Below are 14,743 nucleotides of genomic sequence, written 5' to 3'. Positions count from 1 at the left end.
GCAATTCAGGCGGCCTTCGGATAGGTGCCGGGCGCTACCGTGATATCGTTTTGCTTCCACACGAAACGACGGTCATGGAGACCCGGCATGAAGAAAATCAAAGAGGCTTTTAAGCGCTGGAAGGCGAAGCATTGGGATCTGAAACCGTACGTCCATGACTCGCCCATGGTTTTGATGATGGGTTTTGATAGGCCGCCGTTGCGGGACTTCTGGGAGCGAAGGAAAGGTTTAATCTTCAAAGTTGCTCCCTGGCTGGCGAGCCTTGTCGGTGGGGCGATAATCCTGAAGCTGATTGGATTGGCTTAAGCGACCATCGAGTACTGCTTGACGGGCTTCATCCAGAAGCGACAGGCGCTGCTCATTGCTAGTCGCGCGGTCAAAGCTCACGTGGCTGAAAGGGAACGTGGAGATCCCCGATTTCCCTGAGCGCGCTACAAGCATCCCCATCGCGAAGACGAACCCTCCAATGCCGAAGGCGGCGAAAGCAACGAGCAGTCCGTCGACCATGTCAGGCCGCCTTCACTGAAGCTTTCAGTTGCGCCAGCGCATGCTCCGCGTGAGCGATCTCTTTCAAAATCCGGGCGCGCTCCACTTGGTCGACGCGACCATCAGCCATCGCGGCGTGCGTCTCGACAGTGACCTCAGCGAATTCCAGCGTGGCGCGGCCGAGCGCTTGGTGAATGTCGAGCGCCATTGGAAGATCCGTCTTCATGATCGAGTAGCCGAACTCCCCAGCCAGGGCGGCCAATGGGCGCATGTCCTCCGTGTGCAGCATCAGTGCGTACAGGTGCTTGACGTTGAACCAAGCTCCGTCGTAGTTCGCGTTGGCACGCTGAAGCAGGCTCACAGGGGGCATGTTCATCAGGGTCGCGAGATTCTTGGTGTTGGCTTCGTCAACCACGCTGTCGCAGGCCTTCAGAAAATCGTGCATCCGTAAAACCTCAAATTTGTTTATGTGGCTGCGTGCCACTACGCATTGCAAAATGTTTCCCAAGGGTCGAAGTGACTTCTGGCCGCTCAGGCCACCAATTCAGCCCAAGGAAAAGCGGGGCAAAGATCGGACTTTTTGATTCGCCCCCCAGTCAGCGCCTCGATTTCCACTGCGCGTTTCGCTGGAACAGCCCGTTCGCCTGAGCACCATTGATGGACGGTTGGCGCCGCAACCCGCAGACGACGCGCCATTTCCGCTTGGCTGCCGAGCAAGCGGGATGCTTCTTTGGCTGCTTCTGCTGGTTTCATGATTTCTCTCCTGGAGATGTAACGGTGAATATAAGGCATTACCTTATCTCAAACAAGCCATTGCCTAACTGGCCTAGCGAAAGGCTAAATTAGGCAATGCTTACTGGACCGGAATTAGGCGCCGCCATCGATGCCGCGCGCATCGCCAAGGGCGTATCGAAAAAACAACTCGCAGACGACTTCGCCGTGAAGCCTCCGTCGATACAGGGCTGGGTGAAAAACGGCAGGATCGACAAGTCCAAGCTAATGGACGTGATCGCCTATTTCGCTGATGTAGTAGGCCCGGACCACTGGGGAATGCGACCCGGCTTCTCTTACGAGCGCCACGATGGCGCCGCAGGCAACCTGCCTGCTTCTCCAACAAACTCAAGCACTGCGGCCGACAAACTTCGCGAGATGCTGGCAGGCAAGACTCTGGGCGAAGAGCGCCTTCAGAAGCTGCTGGCTGTTGCTGAGGGCAATGAGCCTGAGGGCACTGTCGAAGTGCTGGTGAGCGATGGCTACAAGCCAGGCAAAGTCGGAGACGAGGTTTGGATTGCTCACTATGACGTGCGAGGCGCGCTCGGTGGCGGCGAGGTTGCGCACGACTACCCAGAATTGCTTCAGGACATTCGCATCAGCCCTTCCCATCTCCGATCAATGGGCGTCGATTTCAAAGAGCACTATCACTTGAAGGTGATCACCGGCTGGGGTCAGTCGATGACACCGACTATCAAGCATGGCGACCCGTGCCTGGTCGACATCAGCATTAAGGAATTCATCGGCGACGGGATTTACTACTTCTCGTACCAGGGCTTCCAGTACATCAAGCGCCTGCAGATGAAGGGTAAGGACAAGCTCAAGATGATCTCGGACAACCGCAAGCATAAGACCGAGGATATCTTCATTGACGAGACCTACATCCAGGCGCGCGTACTGTTCGTGTGGAATGGGAATTTGGTCTGAGCCGCGATGTATTTAGAAGCCCGCCACTTGAGCGGGCTTTTTTGTGCCCGTCAGAAAGGTGCCGGCTCCTCTGCATCGAATGGCTCCGCCGCCTGTGCGGGCTTTTCTTCATCCTCCGAAGGCTCCCACCTCAGTGTAATCGACGCATCTTCATGATGGTGTGTCAGGTCGATCCCGTCCGCCTCTGAGATCGCAGTTACGATCTCGTTCCACTCCCTCTCCCCGTCCGTGTCCAGCCGATGAATCCTGACCTCGCGCCTTTCCTGGGCGATCGGGTGATTGATCATCGAAGACACGCGCATGGTAAGTCGCTCCATAGGGCTGATAGTCGCCGGCCCTGAACTCTTCTTGTTGCCTTGCTGCGCCATAAACACCTCCTTATTAAAGGCTGTATATCCATACAGGTTAGGCGAAGCTTAACGTCTCAGTTCGGAAATGCAATCCCTTCACCTGATGACTTTGGTCGGAGAAGAAATTCGAAAATAATTAGGCATTACCTATTTACACAAATTAGGCATTGGCTTATCGTTCATTCATCGCAGCGACAAACCGCAGCGAAGGGGAGCAACCAGCCTCGCCGCTCTTTAAAAGTCAGCGCAACAAATAACAGACCGCATTGCCTCTACCGGCGACCGGCGAGCAGACAGGCCCGAAAGCCTGCCAACGACAGGAACAACCTGGACGGCTGCTCGATGGTGAAACGCCAAAACCGTGTGAATGACCCGGCAAGCAATGCGCCCCGCCATCCCGGCGGCAATGGGAAGAATCAAAAATTAGCGGTCCCGATAGCTTCGGCTGGGAACGCCGGACCTCATGCACCCTGCCCCACTCAGTCGGGCACATCGCGCTGCAGCGTGCATGTTGTAAGGACCTGTGATCCGACACCTACAGATGCTGATTGAGGTGACGGGGAGGAAGCGCAACGCCCAACCAATGACGACCTACGGCCTGCAATCAGCAGCGGGTTACGGGCGGATCCATGCCGAGCCTTGGACGACAGCCGGAGAGACGGCCCGAGCACCTGGTACTCCCCAGCACCAGGCCGCATCGGGGAAGCCTCTGCGCAATGTCCTCTGTATGCCCGAGCAAACATAACCGGTGTGGCAACCGGAAGCCGCAACCTGGCGACAAGAGAAAGCGATCAGAGGCTTCCCCGATGCGGACGAAACTGCGGCCTATAACCGCCCGGTGGCCACTGCCAACCCAGTGAGCGAACAGACGGAGGATTGGCAGCCATGTAACCGACCAAAACCCAAAAACCTGCATCTGTGAAAGGCCCGAACGTCCACGGGCCTTTCTTTTGCCTCGCCTTTATCCGTCAGCACTCTCCCCTGCGCCCAACGGCAACCAGCAGGACGGCCGAGTGCTGACGAATACACGCAACCAACCGAGGAACAAGCAATGCACCCATCAATGCAGCAGCGCGCCGACGGGGTTGCCGCAATGCACGCCCGTAGCCATTTGGAAATGTCCGCCATTTACGCCGCGTGCGGCAAGGAGTTGCCCGTGCAGCAGGTGCGCTTCCAAGTAATCAGTGTCAGCGAACACATTTACCGGATCGTTGAGCGCTCAACCGGCAAGGTTAAGGGTATTCGTTTCAGCTGGAAGGCTGCGATCAACTGCGCGCAGATCCTTGAAGCCCAGGCTGATGGCAAGAAGGTGAACATCGAGGGCTGGGGCAAATGATCGGCGTTCCAATGCCCAACCCGCGTGACTCGATCATCGCGGATCTGAACCAGAAGCTGGAACACTGCTTTGGCGCCGGCAAAACAGTTCAGGAAATCGCCAGCGGCGTCAGCGCTGAAGTGTCGATGTTCGGCACCTCGCACACGAACAAGCTCCGGGCGGTGCGGGACAAGATTGCGCCCGAACTGAAGAAGCTGGCCGACAACGGAGTATCGCTGAACAAGGCGGCTGAAACAGTTGGGATTGATCACAAGCGAGCCCGGCTAATCGCCCGCGAGAACGGCTTCAAGTTCAAATGATGAAGCGCCTCAGCAACCAGGTGCGCCAGCGCCGACGACAGACATGGCTGGATATACCGGCCCACGGAATTGAAGAGGCAGGCCATGGCCAAGAGCAACGCGGAATTGCAAAAGGACAAGCGAGCCAAGGAGAAGGCCCTGCTCGACCGGATCGGCGCCGAGAAGCGAACGCTGATTGTGTCGAAGGCGCTCGCTGATGCACTTCAGGTGCTGGGCGAGCGTCATGAATTCGAAGAATGGCAAGAGACGGTATCGACTTTCCTGATAAATCTCGCTGGCGCAACTGCCTATGAATCCGGTCGATTCGCCAACATGTCGCGACCTGAAATTCTAATTACGGAAAAGCAGTCGCGGCAGCTTGAAGAATTCGCGAACACAAACCATCAGATTTGAAGCTTTTGATTTACGACGCTGGGTGACAACCATTCGGCCAATCTCGAATCCAAACTGAATCGCATCTTCTTCCGACAGAAAGCGAATCGCAGGAGCTTGTTTAGCCTCTCTAATCTCAACCCCTTCTGCCCAAATCGAAATCTGAGCGGTGTAATGAGTTTGAAGTTCGTTCGGCTCCGTTCTTACGTGCCCGAATGCGCCAACCCGAATCTCGTGGCTTAAGAACGTTTCTCTTTCCATAACGTTTACAGGTGTTGTCGTCATTACCGCGATCCATTGCCGGCACAAAATTTGGCGACACCATACCCGCATTGAAAAATAATGTCTAATTGCCACTACTTGTCGCATCCGGTCACGGAGGGCGGCGCCAACCCGAGGTAACCGTAATGCCTGTTCTCCACAGCATCATCCACAAGATCGACAAAAAGCCCGACGGCACCCCGGCCATCCTGCATTACGGGAACGCTGAGCTGATCGAAAGTCAGGCTCGCGACGACCTGATGAGCCATCTCAACGAAAGCTACAACGCGAAGACCGGAAAGGCCTGGGGTTTATTTCATGCAGAATCGGGTGCCTTCCCACTCAGTGGCTGGCTCAGCAAGTACCTGGCCGGTGCCGATGATTTCGTGAGCTTCAGCGGTGGTGCCGTCGAACACCTGACCAAGCTGATGGAAGAATCCAACCTGTCGGAGGGTGGTAATGCGCTGTTCTGCCACTATCAGCAAGGTCTGACTGAATACCTAGCCATCGCCCTGCTGCAGGAAACCGAAGCGGTGATCATGACTGACGGGCTGACACTGATGCCGGTACGGCGCCTGGATCTTGATCACATCAATCTCGCGGCCCGGATCAACCTCAGCGAGTGGAGGAGCAACCCGGCATCGCGCCAATACATCTCGTTCATCAAAGGCAAGAATGGCCGTAAGGCAAACGACTACTTCCGCGACTTCATCGGATGTCAGGAAGGTGTCGACGGTCCGGGCGAAACCCGCACGCTTCTCAAAGCATTCAGCGATTTTGTTGAAAGCGAAGATCTGGGTGAGGATTTAGCCCGCGAGAAGATTCACACGCTCGTCAGCTACTCATTTGCCCAGGCCAAGCTGGGGGAACCTATTACCCTCGACGAGTTGTCAGAGTTGATCGATGAAGACCAGCCGAAGCAATTCGCCGAATTCATTCGCGCCAAAGATTACGGATTATCGGAATCTATCCCGGCCGACAAAAAGACCCTCAACAAATTTCGGCGTTTCACGGGCCGGGCCGAGGGTATGTCGATCAGCTTCGAGGCGCACCTGCTTGGCCACAAGATTGATTTCGACGAAGCCGGCGGCACGCTGACTTTGCGCGGTTTGCCAACCCAGCTAACCGACCAACTCAAGCGCGCATCTGCCTGACCAAACCTCACCTTTTACGGCTTAAGTCACCCAGTGATCGTCGACAAACTTCTCGGCTGCCTTTATTCCCGACTGAAGTGCGTCATCGTACGTCGCCCAGCTTCCGAAAATGACGTCGTACACGACCACCTGATTATCAGCAGGCCTGCTGGGCTGCTGGTCTGGAGAGATGAAAATCCTCTGGTATTTCCCCCTCACCGAAAATGAGATCAGTAAGTGTTCTTCTCGATAGGCGTGGACATAGGGAGGCCAACCTTCACTCATGCGCTGCTCCTTGGTCCAGTCCTTATGCCGGACCATCAAGCAATAGCCCACAAACACAATTCACGCCACCACCGGTCACGGAGGGCGGGCCTGACTGGAGATAATCCATGGACAAAAACACCAAGATCCTGATAGCGGAGATTCCGGGTGAGTGGACCCAGCGCCAGCGTAACGGCAGCCTCAACGTGTGGAACGGGGCGGATCATCACAGATTTCACCGTACCACTACTGACCTGCCTGAAGTCAGCCTGCGCCCCCCGGAAAACGGCCTGTACGCCGAGCGAATCGATGGCGCCTGGTACTGGGTTTCTGGTTGCGCCAAGTGCAACGGAACCGGTGAGAAGTACAGCTACTCGGTGTGCGATAAGCACAACGTTTGCCGCCTGTGCGGCACCCACCGCTCGAAGCTCACGGAAACACCGTGGGGCCATCCTGACGGCTTCACCTGCAAACCTTGCCAGGACGCAGAAGACGCCGTTGCGAAAGCCGCAGCGCTGGCCAAGGTCGCCGAGACCGACTATGACGAGTGGGATTATCGCAACCTAGACGAATGCAAATGCCCGCACTGCGCCACCGTGATCCACATTGAAACCGAGGACTACGGCGACAAGAACATGGAGTGCGACACCTGCAAAGGCTTGTTCGAGCTAGCTACTGAGTATTCCGTGACTTTCACGACGAAAGTAATTGGCGATCGGGTCACGGAATAGTAGGGCTTACGCCGGCTCTACCGTATGCAGATTTTTAATATCGCCTTTGTTTTCAATGGCAAGGATTTTCCCATCCTTAACCAATACGAGTTTGTACTGATCCTTGTCCTGAACATGATCAACATCACTGTAGGTGTATTTCGATCCGTCGTGCTTCTCGATTTCAACTTTCATTACCGCTCCTTAATCCGGCTCCGTGCCGGGCCGAACACAAATACCCCACTTCAACGAATCGCGCCAGCCGGCGAGGTAGTCGGCTGTCTGGAGCAGCTATGAATCCCTATCTGATCACGGGTCCGGCCCAGATCGGCATCAGTGGTGGTCGCACCAGCGGGCACATGGTCTACAAAATCCTCGAAGCCCATGGCGGCACCCTTCCGACTGATGTGCACCTGTTCTTCCAGAACACCGGCAAAGAGCGCGGGGAAACGCTGATCTTCATCGACCAGATCGCGAAGCGCTGGAACGTGAACATAGTCTGGATGGAGTGGTGCCGCGTGTACGGCCAGCCGGACGACGCTCCCTGGTACAGATTGGTTGACTTCGAAACCGCCAGCCGCAATGGCGAGCCATTCACGATGATGCTTGAGTATTACGCGGCGTATCGGAAGGCAGAAAAGAACCTGCCGCCGGTGCTGCCGAACTTCTCGAACAACATGTGCACCGCATACCTCAAAGTGAAGATCGGCGAGAAACACATGCGTGCCCTGGGCTACACAGAATGGGACTGCGTGGTCGGCATCCGTTACGACGAACCGAAGCGTTACCATCGCATGATGGCCGCCAACGATCGCGGCGGCACCCGTTGGGATAATGTCTGCCCGTCCTATACCGCCGGCGTCACCAAGGAAGATGTTGCCGAATTCTGGGCGGCGCGACCATTCGACCTCGGCATGAACTCCGACTTCGGCAACTGCGACCTGTGCTGGAAGAAGAACGAAGGCAAGCTGATCAAGACCATCATGGATGACCCGTCGCGGGTGGCCTGGTGGTCAGGCAATGAGGAACGGTTCGGCCAAGTGTTTAGGCAGGATCGCGCTGACTACAAAACGATGGGCTGGTCTGCCGAGCAGCGATCCAGGCAGACCGACTTTGATTTCGATTATCTCGCTGACGACATCGACTGTTTCTGTGGAGATTAATCCGCGACCACTTAAAATTTATCTATAGATGATTTCCAACATCTTCGGACCGCTCACTTTTATAATCTCATCAACGGTATCGTAAGTCTTGACTGAAAGTTCGAGTGAAAGCGCGATCAAATCGGATATCTTTTTCTCAGCAGCCTCCTTCTTCATTAATGGCTCCTCTGCCAATTTTGAATGAGTGGCCCGGAAATTATCGATCTCAAGAAGTCTGATTGCGGCTTGCCCCATCCCGTCGGCCTCCCTCCGGAAATGGTCCCTTAGCGTTTCAAGCAACTCAAGCTGAGTAGAAAGATACGCTTGCACTTTAGAGACTTCCAGTTCGGACTTCGCAATTGCTATCTGCTCATCAAGCTTAAACGTGGCCAGTTTTTGATGCTGTTCAAGTTTTATGAACTCACCAGCTTGCGCATCCAACAGCTCTCTTTGCAAGTACACGGTCTTTAGAACCGCGAGCAGTGTGAGAAACGAAACAAGTGGCCCGAAAACGCCGCCGATGTATCCTCCGAAAGCAGACCAATCGCCGGCCTCAGGTGAAAATCCACCGCCGAAAGTTAATCGATAGTAATAAATCGCCACCATTAGAGCCGCAATGGCCGTAGAGACTATCAGAAACCAGAAGCTCCATATTTTTTTCAGAATCACACTCATAACCCCCTCCTTTTTTGCCGGAACTATACCGGCGAGGATCCCCTATGTCCGCACAACAGATCGACGAAAAGAAACTCGAGCGAGCGATCCGCAAGATCAAGCACTGCTTGGCACTCGCGCAAAGCTCGAACGAGAACGAAGCGGCCACAGCTCTTCGCCAAGCGCAGGCGTTGATGCGTGAGTACCGACTGACCGAAATGGACGTGAAGCTCAGCGACGTGGGTGAGGTCGAGTCGTCTATGTCTCGCGCCACCCGCCGGCCGGTTTGGGATCGCACCCTGAGCGCCGCCGTAGCAAAAGCCTTCGGATGCAAAACACTGCGGCATACCCATTGGTGCAAGATCAAAGAGCGCCGCGTGGAGCGAGCAGCGTTCGTCGGAGTGGCGCCGGCTCACCATATAGCTCTCTACGCCTATGAAACCCTGCTGGCGAAGCTGACCCAGGCACGCAAGAAGTACGTGGCAGGCGTGCGTGCCGGCAGGTTCCGCAGTAACTATTCACCTGACACCGCTGGCGATCATTTCGCCGTTGCGTGGGCTAGCGAGGTATGGCGAAAGCTGGAGGAGCTGGTGCCGAAAGGTGAGACGGACCAAGCCCTGCCTTTGCACAGCAATGGCACCGACCTGGTTACCGTGGCAGCCCAAGACAAGGCGCTGATCGAGCACTACCTGTCGGATAAGCAGATTGGTAAGGCCCGCAAACAGAGCCCTCTGGATCTGGACCTGAATGCGCAGATCGCCGGCATGCTCGCCGGGCAAAATGTAGACCTGCATGCCGGCCTTGCAAGGGCGGGTGATGACTTGCTGGCGCTCTCCGCCTGATCCGACAACCTTCAACGACTCACCGCCCGGGCATGACCCGGCATAGGACGCCCCATGCCCACAGAAAACATTCGTACAGTCGTCACCGAGTCCCTGATGGGAATGATCGCAGCCGTCACACGGACAACCCCGCCAGCAAACGAGCCGCCACCTCCATTCGTCCAGGGGCCAATTGATCGGGCTGTGGACCGGATCAAAGCCTTTGTAACGCCTGGTGTAACTCTCGCTAGATCCCGCGCAAACCGCCTGTACCTGGCCGGGCCCATGACCGGCTTCGAAGACTTCAATTTTCCCGCCTTCAACAAGGTGGCCGCCGAGCTGCGCGCACGTGGCTACATCGTCGAGAACCCGGCTGAGCACGGCGTCGTCGAGGATGCCGAATGGCGTGACTACATGGCTTATGACCTCACGCGCTTGGGCTTGTGCGGAATCGTCGCAGTTTTGCCTGGCTGGGAAAACTCAAAGGGCGCACGGCTCGAAGTGCACATCGCTCGCGAGCTGAACATGCCGGTTGTGAATGCCCATGATCTGGTATCGATGGAGATTGCGGGATGAGCGACATACAAACACTGGCAATCCTCGTGCTCGGTGGCGCATTCGACGCAACCGAGCTAGGCGAAAACGATATCCAGCCCGCATCGAAGCTGATCGAAGAACTTCAGCAACGCCTGGTGACCGACTTCCATGACGTATACATCGAGCTGATAAACCGCGCCGACCTAGATCGGGTCACCGCCGAGCGTGACGCCCTGCAGCTGCTACTGAACGACCGTGATGAGCAGCTGCATACCCTTGAGCAATCACGGCGGTCGCACTTCGATAATGCTCAGGCGGCAGAGCGTCGGATTGAAGAACTGACCAGGCATGAGCATGAACCCGTGAACTGGGCCGCGCCGAAGACAGTGCGCCAATTGATCCGGCAGCTCCAGACGCTGGACCCGGATATGGAAACCCACGCCATGCTGCGCATCCCTGACTTCAAGGATGGCAAGCAGGTCAGGTCCTGCCCGCTGAGCATTTCGTACGAGCGCATGGAGGGTCCGTGGCTATCGAGCTTCAAGGGCGACGGGCGAAAGGTGATCGCCATATGGGCCAAGCCTGACCACCGCGACCCGCAGGACCAAGGCGAAACACTGACCGAGTCAGCCGAATCCTGACAGGAGTACATCTGTACTCCACCCCTCTGTAACTCCCTCCCCCTTCAAAGTCAGCCGCTATAGCGGCAAAGGATTCCCATGTCTGAGATTAAGGAACGGCCGATCTTGTTCTCGGCCCCGATGGTGCGCGCCATCCTGGAAGGCCGGAAGACGGTCACCCGCCGAGCACTGAATGAGCGAGCGCTGAAGAACATCGGTTACGGCGTTCAACTCGGCGAGTGCCACGAGCTGCCGACCGAAGGCCCGCTGCACCCGAATAGCATCGGGTACTACAACGACTTCTGCCCATTCGGCCAACCAGGCGACCGGCTGTGGGTGCGCGAGACGTTTGCCCTCCTCGGCAATGAAGACGGCGTTTGCGTTGATTGGCAAGAGCGTTTGCAGAAAGGAGACGAGCGCGAGGCTGCGCGAATTTACCGTGCATCCTGCACCCTTGCTGAATATGGGCTCTGGCATATCCCAGAGAAAGCGGACTGGAAGCCGGATACCGAGGAAATGTTGTATGAGGGCGCGTGGCGTCCATCTATCCACATGCCGCGCTGGGCAAGCCGCATCCTGCTGGAGATCACCGAGGTAAGGGTAGAGCGGTTGCTGGCCGGCGAAGGCGAGACAACCTTCGAGAGCCGCTACGTCGCCGAAGGTATCAACCGAATCCACCAGGGCGACGGTGATTACGCTTTCCACCCCTTCAAATCTGAACCAGGCCCGGGCAGCTGGACTGACCCTTTCGATGCCTGGCGTGAACTGTGGGTGTCGGTGAGCGGCGCCGAATCGTGGAACGCCAACCCATGGGTATGGGTCGTCGAGTTCAAGCGGGTGACGCCATGATCGCCCTCGCCTACATGGCCTGGCTCGTCTACTCGGGGCCGCGCTAAATAGAAACCGCCCCATCAGACGCCGAATGAACCGGACAGGAACACGGCAACTGATGAGACGCAAGATTCAACAATAGCCCACCCCGAAGATTTGCCTCGCGCATTTCGTCGCATCGTACACCTCAACTTATATACAAAATCCACCTACCAGCCTGCCGGTGAACGGCGGGCGAGGAATCTCTATGTCCGCAACAGAACGCTTTCACGAAGTCGCGAACGACGCCCTGGTCAACATCAGCGAACACCTGTGGCCAGACGCAAAGCTTGCGCTCGTGGTTTACGAGCCTGGAAAACCCACGCTCGACATCGTGCTCAAGGATAAAGGCATCGATCTGGACGAGGTGTTGAACACCCTGCGCCGAGCGGGCCTGAGCATCGATGGCGACAACGCCTATAAGCGCGACCTGTGCGACTCGATTGTCGGAAGCATGGCCTTTGGCGCGCAGGATCGTTGCCCGCCGCCAACAGGTCACTGGGCGCAACGGTTTTGGGATATCGGTCGCGAGTCGTCCGCCAATACCGCCGAATTGGTGTCGGCGCTGGATCTTGTTTCCGGCTGCCTGATGGACGCTTTAGCCGGTCGAGATTTACCAGCAGCCAAGGTCGGGCGTGCCATTGCGACAACCGCTGAGCTGCTCGCCAAGCAATCGGTTTAACCCTCCCCACCTTCTGCCGCTACGCGCGGCATGGAGACAGCTATGCCCCAGATTGAAGAATCACCCGAAACGTACGCCTTCGACAAAGTGCCAGAAGAACGAATGGCCATGTTGCTGGGCACGACCAAGCGCGCACTCGAAGGAAAGCGCGCGAGAGGAATCATCCCCGAAGGGGTATGGAACAAAATTGATAATCGGGTTTTTTACAGCATCAGGAGATACGAAGCATGGCAAGAAAGCCAGTGGGAATGCCCCCGGGAGTTGAGTTCGCAGGTCAATCAGTCCGAATCCGGTTCACGTGGAACGGCGAAAGACGCTGCGAAACTCTTGCCCATCCCCAGACGCCAAAAGGCATCAAGGCGGCAGCAGATCTTCGCGATCAGGTAATTAGCCTGGTGAAGCATGGGGTTTTGGACGAAAAGCGCTACACCGAGCTGTTCCCGAACTCCAGCTATGCCGACCAGACTACCGGTCTAACCTTTGCCGAATACGCCCAGACGTGGATCGATAGCCTGGAAATCGTACCGGGCACCCGCCGCAACTACAAAGGCACCATCAACATGTACTGGATGCCAGACCTGGCCACAGTGCCGATGACGACTATCACGCCGATGCTGCTACGGAAAGTGATTGGAGAAACTCAATGGGATAGCCCGACGATCAAGCGGACGGCGATTTCGCGGGTCAGCGCCCTATTCAATGCGGCCGTGCGTGATGAGGTAATAGAGCGGAACCCGGCGACATCTATTCAGTTGCCTGGCAGAACCAAAAAGCAGATCGATCCGTTCACGGTCACAGAAGCTGACACCATCATCGAATGGATGTACGCCAACTTCACGACCAGAGCTGCGCGAATCTACGCCGCTTACTTCGAGTTTGCTTTCTATTGCGGGATGCGGACGGGAGAGCTCAGGGCTCTTCGCTGGGATGAGATCGATCTGGAGAATCGCGTGGCGCACGTCTGCCGGATCGTCGTAGATGGGAAGGTGGAGGAAAGGACAAAAACTAAGTACGCCAGGACTGTCATGATCAACAGTCGTGCCATACACGCATTAAAAGAAGCTCGTAAAATTGCCGATGCGCGCCTGAACCAGCGCCGGCGGAAACGGCAGGAGTCGCCGTACGTGTTTCCGCCGTCGGGCGGTTCGGAATACATCCTGTCATCAACGACACCAGGTGGTCACTTTGTAAAAGCCTTAGAGGGTTTGCAAATAAAGCCGAGAAGCCAATATAACTGCCGCCACACGTACGCTACGATGTGCCTCATGGCGGGCATGAATCCAGCGTTCATTGCGGGTCAACTGGGTCACAGCGTTCAAGTGTTGCTGTCGACTTATGCTCGCTGGCTGAGCTCCACTACCGACTGGTCAGAAGTCGGGAAGCTGGAAAGCCAGATTGGTACAAAATTGGTACAGCATTAAATTTAATTTACTTTTACCCCTTTGTTTACAGGCGCCTATAGCTTTCCTAGCACATACTCCTAAAATGCGTCGTTTTTAAGAAACAGTCCGTTACAAAACGGCATATCCACCTTCATGAGTCCGCCCGCGTGAAAATCCGTCTTTCCATCCTTAGTCTAGTTTTTGCAGTTACAGGGACTTTCATCACGGCAACGGCTAGCGCCGCTGAAACTACTGCGGCGCCACGAGATGCCTCAAAACTTAAAATCGCTTCCGGCAGCGCGTTGCTGATGGATTTGCAGACCAACAAGGTTATTTATTCGAACAATCCGGACGTGGTGGTACCCATTGCCTCGGTCAGCAAGCTGATGACGGGCCTGGTCGTTGTTGAAGCGCACCAGAATATGGAGGAATACATCAATGTCGACATCAGCAATACCCCGGAAATGAAGGGTGTGTTCTCGCGGGTTAAGCTGAACAGCGAGCTGCCACGCAAGAAGATGTTGTTGATCGCACTGATGTCTTCGGAAAATCGCGCAGCGGCAACCCTGGCCCATCACTATCCCGGCGGTTACGTCGCATTCATTGCGGCAATGAACGCCAAGGCCAAAGCATTGGGGATGACCAATACTCACTTCGTTGAACCGACCGGGCTTTCACCTCGCAACGTGTCGACTGCGCGCGACCTGAGCAAACTACTGATCGCCGCGCACAAGTACCCGATATTGACTGAATTGACCACCACCAAGGAAACCACCGTCGCGTTTCGTAAACCCAATTACACCTTGGGTTTTCACAACACCGATCACTTGGTGAACAAGCCTAACTGGGATATTAAAATCACCAAGACCGGATTCACCAATCAGGCTGGCCACTGCCTGGTGTTGGTGACCAGCATGGGCAATCGCCCGGTAGCCCTGGTGATCCTTGATGCATTTGGCAAATACACGCACTTTGCCGATGCCAGTCGCATACGCAGCTGGGTTGAAACCGGCAGAAGCACCGACGTACCTTCGGTTGCACTGCAGTACAAAGCCGAGAAAAATCTGAAAAATCGTCAAAGCGGTGTGGTTGAAGCATCGAAGTAAATCGGCTGCGACAAAAAGAG

General features: G+C 55.9%; 23 protein-coding genes. 15 read left to right on the top strand and 8 right to left on the bottom strand.

All coding sequences use genetic code 11. The features are described 5' to 3' along the window. Positions 1–5: 5 nt before the first annotated feature. The 4 genes from ACQR3R_RS23150 to ACQR3R_RS23135 form a co-directional block, all read right to left on the bottom strand. On the bottom strand, positions 6–239 hold the full coding sequence (locus ACQR3R_RS23150; protein WP_428275720.1) for a hypothetical protein: 234 nt from the start codon (positions 237–239) through the stop codon (positions 6–8). Continuing rightward, positions 229–507, bottom strand: coding sequence for a hypothetical protein (locus ACQR3R_RS23145; RefSeq protein ID WP_428275718.1), 279 nt, complete (start codon positions 505–507; stop codon positions 229–231). The genes ACQR3R_RS23150 and ACQR3R_RS23145 overlap by 11 nt, the downstream gene beginning before the upstream one ends. A 1-nt stretch (position 508) precedes the next feature. After that, entirely contained in the window at positions 509–931 is a 423-nt protein-coding gene (locus ACQR3R_RS23140) for a phage regulatory CII family protein (protein ID WP_428275716.1), read from the bottom strand. Between the two features lie 86 nt (positions 932–1,017). After that, positions 1,018–1,239 carry a Cro/CI family transcriptional regulator gene (locus ACQR3R_RS23135; RefSeq protein ID WP_428275714.1) on the bottom strand — a complete coding sequence of 74 codons (222 nt, stop codon included), beginning with the start codon at positions 1,237–1,239 and terminating at the stop codon, positions 1,018–1,020. Between the two features lie 96 nt (positions 1,240–1,335). Here ACQR3R_RS23135 and ACQR3R_RS23130 point away from each other — a divergent pair, with 96 nt between their 5' ends. Further along, on the top strand, positions 1,336–2,184 hold the full coding sequence (locus ACQR3R_RS23130) for a S24 family peptidase (protein WP_428275712.1): 849 nt from the start codon (positions 1,336–1,338) through the stop codon (positions 2,182–2,184). A gap of 50 nt (positions 2,185–2,234) precedes the next feature. Here ACQR3R_RS23130 and ACQR3R_RS23125 read toward each other — a convergent pair whose 3' ends face one another. Beyond that, positions 2,235–2,552 (bottom strand): DUF1654 domain-containing protein, encoded by a 318-nt coding sequence (locus ACQR3R_RS23125; RefSeq protein WP_428275710.1) that lies wholly within the window; start codon positions 2,550–2,552, stop codon positions 2,235–2,237. 1,033 nt (positions 2,553–3,585) lie between these two features. Between ACQR3R_RS23125 and ACQR3R_RS23120 the strand changes: the two genes are divergently transcribed. From ACQR3R_RS23120 to yejK, 4 genes are all read left to right on the top strand, one after another. Next, complete coding sequence (locus ACQR3R_RS23120) at positions 3,586–3,870, top strand: hypothetical protein (protein WP_428275708.1); 285 nt, start codon at positions 3,586–3,588, stop codon at positions 3,868–3,870. After that, positions 3,867–4,169 carry a hypothetical protein gene (locus tag ACQR3R_RS23115; RefSeq protein ID WP_428275706.1) on the top strand — a complete coding sequence of 101 codons (303 nt, stop codon included), beginning with the start codon at positions 3,867–3,869 and terminating at the stop codon, positions 4,167–4,169. The genes ACQR3R_RS23120 and ACQR3R_RS23115 overlap by 4 nt, the downstream gene beginning before the upstream one ends. 84 nt (positions 4,170–4,253) lie before the next feature. After that, positions 4,254–4,562: a hypothetical protein gene (locus tag ACQR3R_RS23110; RefSeq protein ID WP_428275704.1), complete on the top strand. Its 309-nt coding sequence runs from the start codon at positions 4,254–4,256 to the stop codon at positions 4,560–4,562. A gap of 386 nt (positions 4,563–4,948) precedes the next feature. Next, the gene (gene yejK / locus ACQR3R_RS23105; RefSeq protein WP_428275702.1) at positions 4,949–5,956 is read left to right on the top strand and encodes a nucleoid-associated protein YejK; all 1,008 of its coding nucleotides are present in this window, start codon (positions 4,949–4,951) and stop codon (positions 5,954–5,956) included. Positions 5,957–5,977: 21 nt separating this feature from the next. Here yejK and ACQR3R_RS23100 read toward each other — a convergent pair whose 3' ends face one another. After that, entirely contained in the window at positions 5,978–6,220 is a 243-nt protein-coding gene (locus ACQR3R_RS23100) for a hypothetical protein (RefSeq protein ID WP_428275700.1), read from the bottom strand. Between the two features lie 107 nt (positions 6,221–6,327). On the opposite strand from ACQR3R_RS23100, the gene ACQR3R_RS23095 reads away from it, so the two are divergent. Further along, complete coding sequence (locus ACQR3R_RS23095; RefSeq protein WP_428275698.1) at positions 6,328–6,930, top strand: hypothetical protein; 603 nt, start codon at positions 6,328–6,330, stop codon at positions 6,928–6,930. Positions 6,931–6,936: 6 nt separating this feature from the next. Here ACQR3R_RS23095 and ACQR3R_RS23090 read toward each other — a convergent pair whose 3' ends face one another. Then, on the bottom strand, positions 6,937–7,104 hold the full coding sequence (locus tag ACQR3R_RS23090; RefSeq protein ID WP_169899120.1) for a hypothetical protein: 168 nt from the start codon (positions 7,102–7,104) through the stop codon (positions 6,937–6,939). A 98-nt stretch (positions 7,105–7,202) separates the two neighbouring features. Here ACQR3R_RS23090 and ACQR3R_RS23085 point away from each other — a divergent pair, with 98 nt between their 5' ends. Beyond that, positions 7,203–8,072, top strand: coding sequence for a hypothetical protein (locus tag ACQR3R_RS23085; RefSeq protein WP_428275696.1), 870 nt, complete (start codon positions 7,203–7,205; stop codon positions 8,070–8,072). A gap of 18 nt (positions 8,073–8,090) precedes the next feature. Here the strand turns inward: ACQR3R_RS23085 and ACQR3R_RS23080 are convergent, their stop codons facing one another. Continuing rightward, positions 8,091–8,726 (bottom strand): hypothetical protein, encoded by a 636-nt coding sequence (locus ACQR3R_RS23080; protein ID WP_428275694.1) that lies wholly within the window; start codon positions 8,724–8,726, stop codon positions 8,091–8,093. A gap of 44 nt (positions 8,727–8,770) precedes the next feature. Between ACQR3R_RS23080 and ACQR3R_RS23075 the strand changes: the two genes are divergently transcribed. From ACQR3R_RS23075 to pbpG, 8 genes are all read left to right on the top strand, one after another. Further along, on the top strand, positions 8,771–9,547 hold the full coding sequence (locus tag ACQR3R_RS23075; RefSeq protein WP_428275692.1) for a DUF7168 domain-containing protein: 777 nt from the start codon (positions 8,771–8,773) through the stop codon (positions 9,545–9,547). Between the two features lie 54 nt (positions 9,548–9,601). Next, a complete protein-coding gene (locus ACQR3R_RS23070) occupies positions 9,602–10,102 on the top strand; it encodes a DUF4406 domain-containing protein (protein WP_428275690.1) in 501 nt (166 codons plus the stop codon). Then, entirely contained in the window at positions 10,099–10,704 is a 606-nt protein-coding gene (locus ACQR3R_RS23065; RefSeq protein ID WP_428275688.1) for a hypothetical protein, read from the top strand. Before ACQR3R_RS23070 ends, ACQR3R_RS23065 begins: the two co-directional genes overlap by 4 nt. Positions 10,705–10,782: 78 nt before the next feature. Continuing rightward, positions 10,783–11,532, top strand: a complete 750-nt coding sequence (locus ACQR3R_RS23060) for a hypothetical protein (protein ID WP_428275686.1) — start codon at positions 10,783–10,785, stop codon at positions 11,530–11,532. A gap of 229 nt (positions 11,533–11,761) precedes the next feature. After that, the gene (locus ACQR3R_RS23055; RefSeq protein WP_428275684.1) at positions 11,762–12,235 is read left to right on the top strand and encodes a hypothetical protein; all 474 of its coding nucleotides are present in this window, start codon (positions 11,762–11,764) and stop codon (positions 12,233–12,235) included. Positions 12,236–12,277: 42 nt separating this feature from the next. Then, positions 12,278–12,622, top strand: a complete 345-nt coding sequence (locus tag ACQR3R_RS23050; protein ID WP_428276072.1) for a hypothetical protein — start codon at positions 12,278–12,280, stop codon at positions 12,620–12,622. After that, positions 12,523–13,656: a tyrosine-type recombinase/integrase gene (locus ACQR3R_RS23045; protein WP_428276070.1), complete on the top strand. Its 1,134-nt coding sequence runs from the start codon at positions 12,523–12,525 to the stop codon at positions 13,654–13,656. The genes ACQR3R_RS23050 and ACQR3R_RS23045 overlap by 100 nt, the downstream gene beginning before the upstream one ends. 128 nt (positions 13,657–13,784) lie before the next feature. Further along, the gene (pbpG, locus tag ACQR3R_RS23040; protein ID WP_428275682.1) at positions 13,785–14,723 is read left to right on the top strand and encodes a D-alanyl-D-alanine endopeptidase; all 939 of its coding nucleotides are present in this window, start codon (positions 13,785–13,787) and stop codon (positions 14,721–14,723) included. Positions 14,724–14,743: the final 20 nt, after the last annotated feature.

The organism is Gordonia sp. IEGM753 (assembly GCF_050321825.1).
GTDB lineage: Bacteria > Pseudomonadota > Gammaproteobacteria > Pseudomonadales > Pseudomonadaceae > Aquipseudomonas.
Note: the sequence above shows the minus strand (reverse complement) of the source record. Positions and strands in the feature narration are given on the sequence as shown.

Excerpts from the sequence above, each read along its gene's own strand:
- ACQR3R_RS23095 (WP_428275698.1), top strand. The coding sequence starts at position 6,328 with ATGGACAAAAACACCAAGATCCTGATAGCGGAGATTCCGGGTGAGTGG.
- ACQR3R_RS23080 (WP_428275694.1), bottom strand. The coding sequence starts at position 8,726 with ATGAGTGTGATTCTGAAAAAAATATGGAGCTTCTGGTTTCTGATAGTC.
- ACQR3R_RS23125 (WP_428275710.1), bottom strand. The coding sequence starts at position 2,552 with ATGGCGCAGCAAGGCAACAAGAAGAGTTCAGGGCCGGCGACTATCAGC.
- ACQR3R_RS23120 (WP_428275708.1), top strand. The coding sequence starts at position 3,586 with ATGCACCCATCAATGCAGCAGCGCGCCGACGGGGTTGCCGCAATGCAC.
- ACQR3R_RS23055 (WP_428275684.1), top strand. The coding sequence starts at position 11,762 with ATGTCCGCAACAGAACGCTTTCACGAAGTCGCGAACGACGCCCTGGTC.
- ACQR3R_RS23065 (WP_428275688.1), top strand. The coding sequence starts at position 10,099 with ATGAGCGACATACAAACACTGGCAATCCTCGTGCTCGGTGGCGCATTC.
- yejK (WP_428275702.1), top strand. The coding sequence starts at position 4,949 with ATGCCTGTTCTCCACAGCATCATCCACAAGATCGACAAAAAGCCCGAC.
- ACQR3R_RS23110 (WP_428275704.1), top strand. The coding sequence starts at position 4,254 with ATGGCCAAGAGCAACGCGGAATTGCAAAAGGACAAGCGAGCCAAGGAG.
- ACQR3R_RS23090 (WP_169899120.1), bottom strand. The coding sequence starts at position 7,104 with ATGAAAGTTGAAATCGAGAAGCACGACGGATCGAAATACACCTACAGT.
- ACQR3R_RS23070 (WP_428275690.1), top strand. The coding sequence starts at position 9,602 with ATGCCCACAGAAAACATTCGTACAGTCGTCACCGAGTCCCTGATGGGA.
- ACQR3R_RS23050 (WP_428276072.1), top strand. The coding sequence starts at position 12,278 with ATGCCCCAGATTGAAGAATCACCCGAAACGTACGCCTTCGACAAAGTG.
- ACQR3R_RS23085 (WP_428275696.1), top strand. The coding sequence starts at position 7,203 with ATGAATCCCTATCTGATCACGGGTCCGGCCCAGATCGGCATCAGTGGT.
- ACQR3R_RS23100 (WP_428275700.1), bottom strand. The coding sequence starts at position 6,220 with ATGAGTGAAGGTTGGCCTCCCTATGTCCACGCCTATCGAGAAGAACAC.
- ACQR3R_RS23060 (WP_428275686.1), top strand. The coding sequence starts at position 10,783 with ATGTCTGAGATTAAGGAACGGCCGATCTTGTTCTCGGCCCCGATGGTG.
- ACQR3R_RS23115 (WP_428275706.1), top strand. The coding sequence starts at position 3,867 with ATGATCGGCGTTCCAATGCCCAACCCGCGTGACTCGATCATCGCGGAT.
- ACQR3R_RS23130 (WP_428275712.1), top strand. The coding sequence starts at position 1,336 with ATGCTTACTGGACCGGAATTAGGCGCCGCCATCGATGCCGCGCGCATC.
- ACQR3R_RS23075 (WP_428275692.1), top strand. The coding sequence starts at position 8,771 with ATGTCCGCACAACAGATCGACGAAAAGAAACTCGAGCGAGCGATCCGC.
- ACQR3R_RS23140 (WP_428275716.1), bottom strand. The coding sequence starts at position 931 with ATGCACGATTTTCTGAAGGCCTGCGACAGCGTGGTTGACGAAGCCAAC.
- ACQR3R_RS23145 (WP_428275718.1), bottom strand. The coding sequence starts at position 507 with ATGGTCGACGGACTGCTCGTTGCTTTCGCCGCCTTCGGCATTGGAGGG.
- ACQR3R_RS23135 (WP_428275714.1), bottom strand. The coding sequence starts at position 1,239 with ATGAAACCAGCAGAAGCAGCCAAAGAAGCATCCCGCTTGCTCGGCAGC.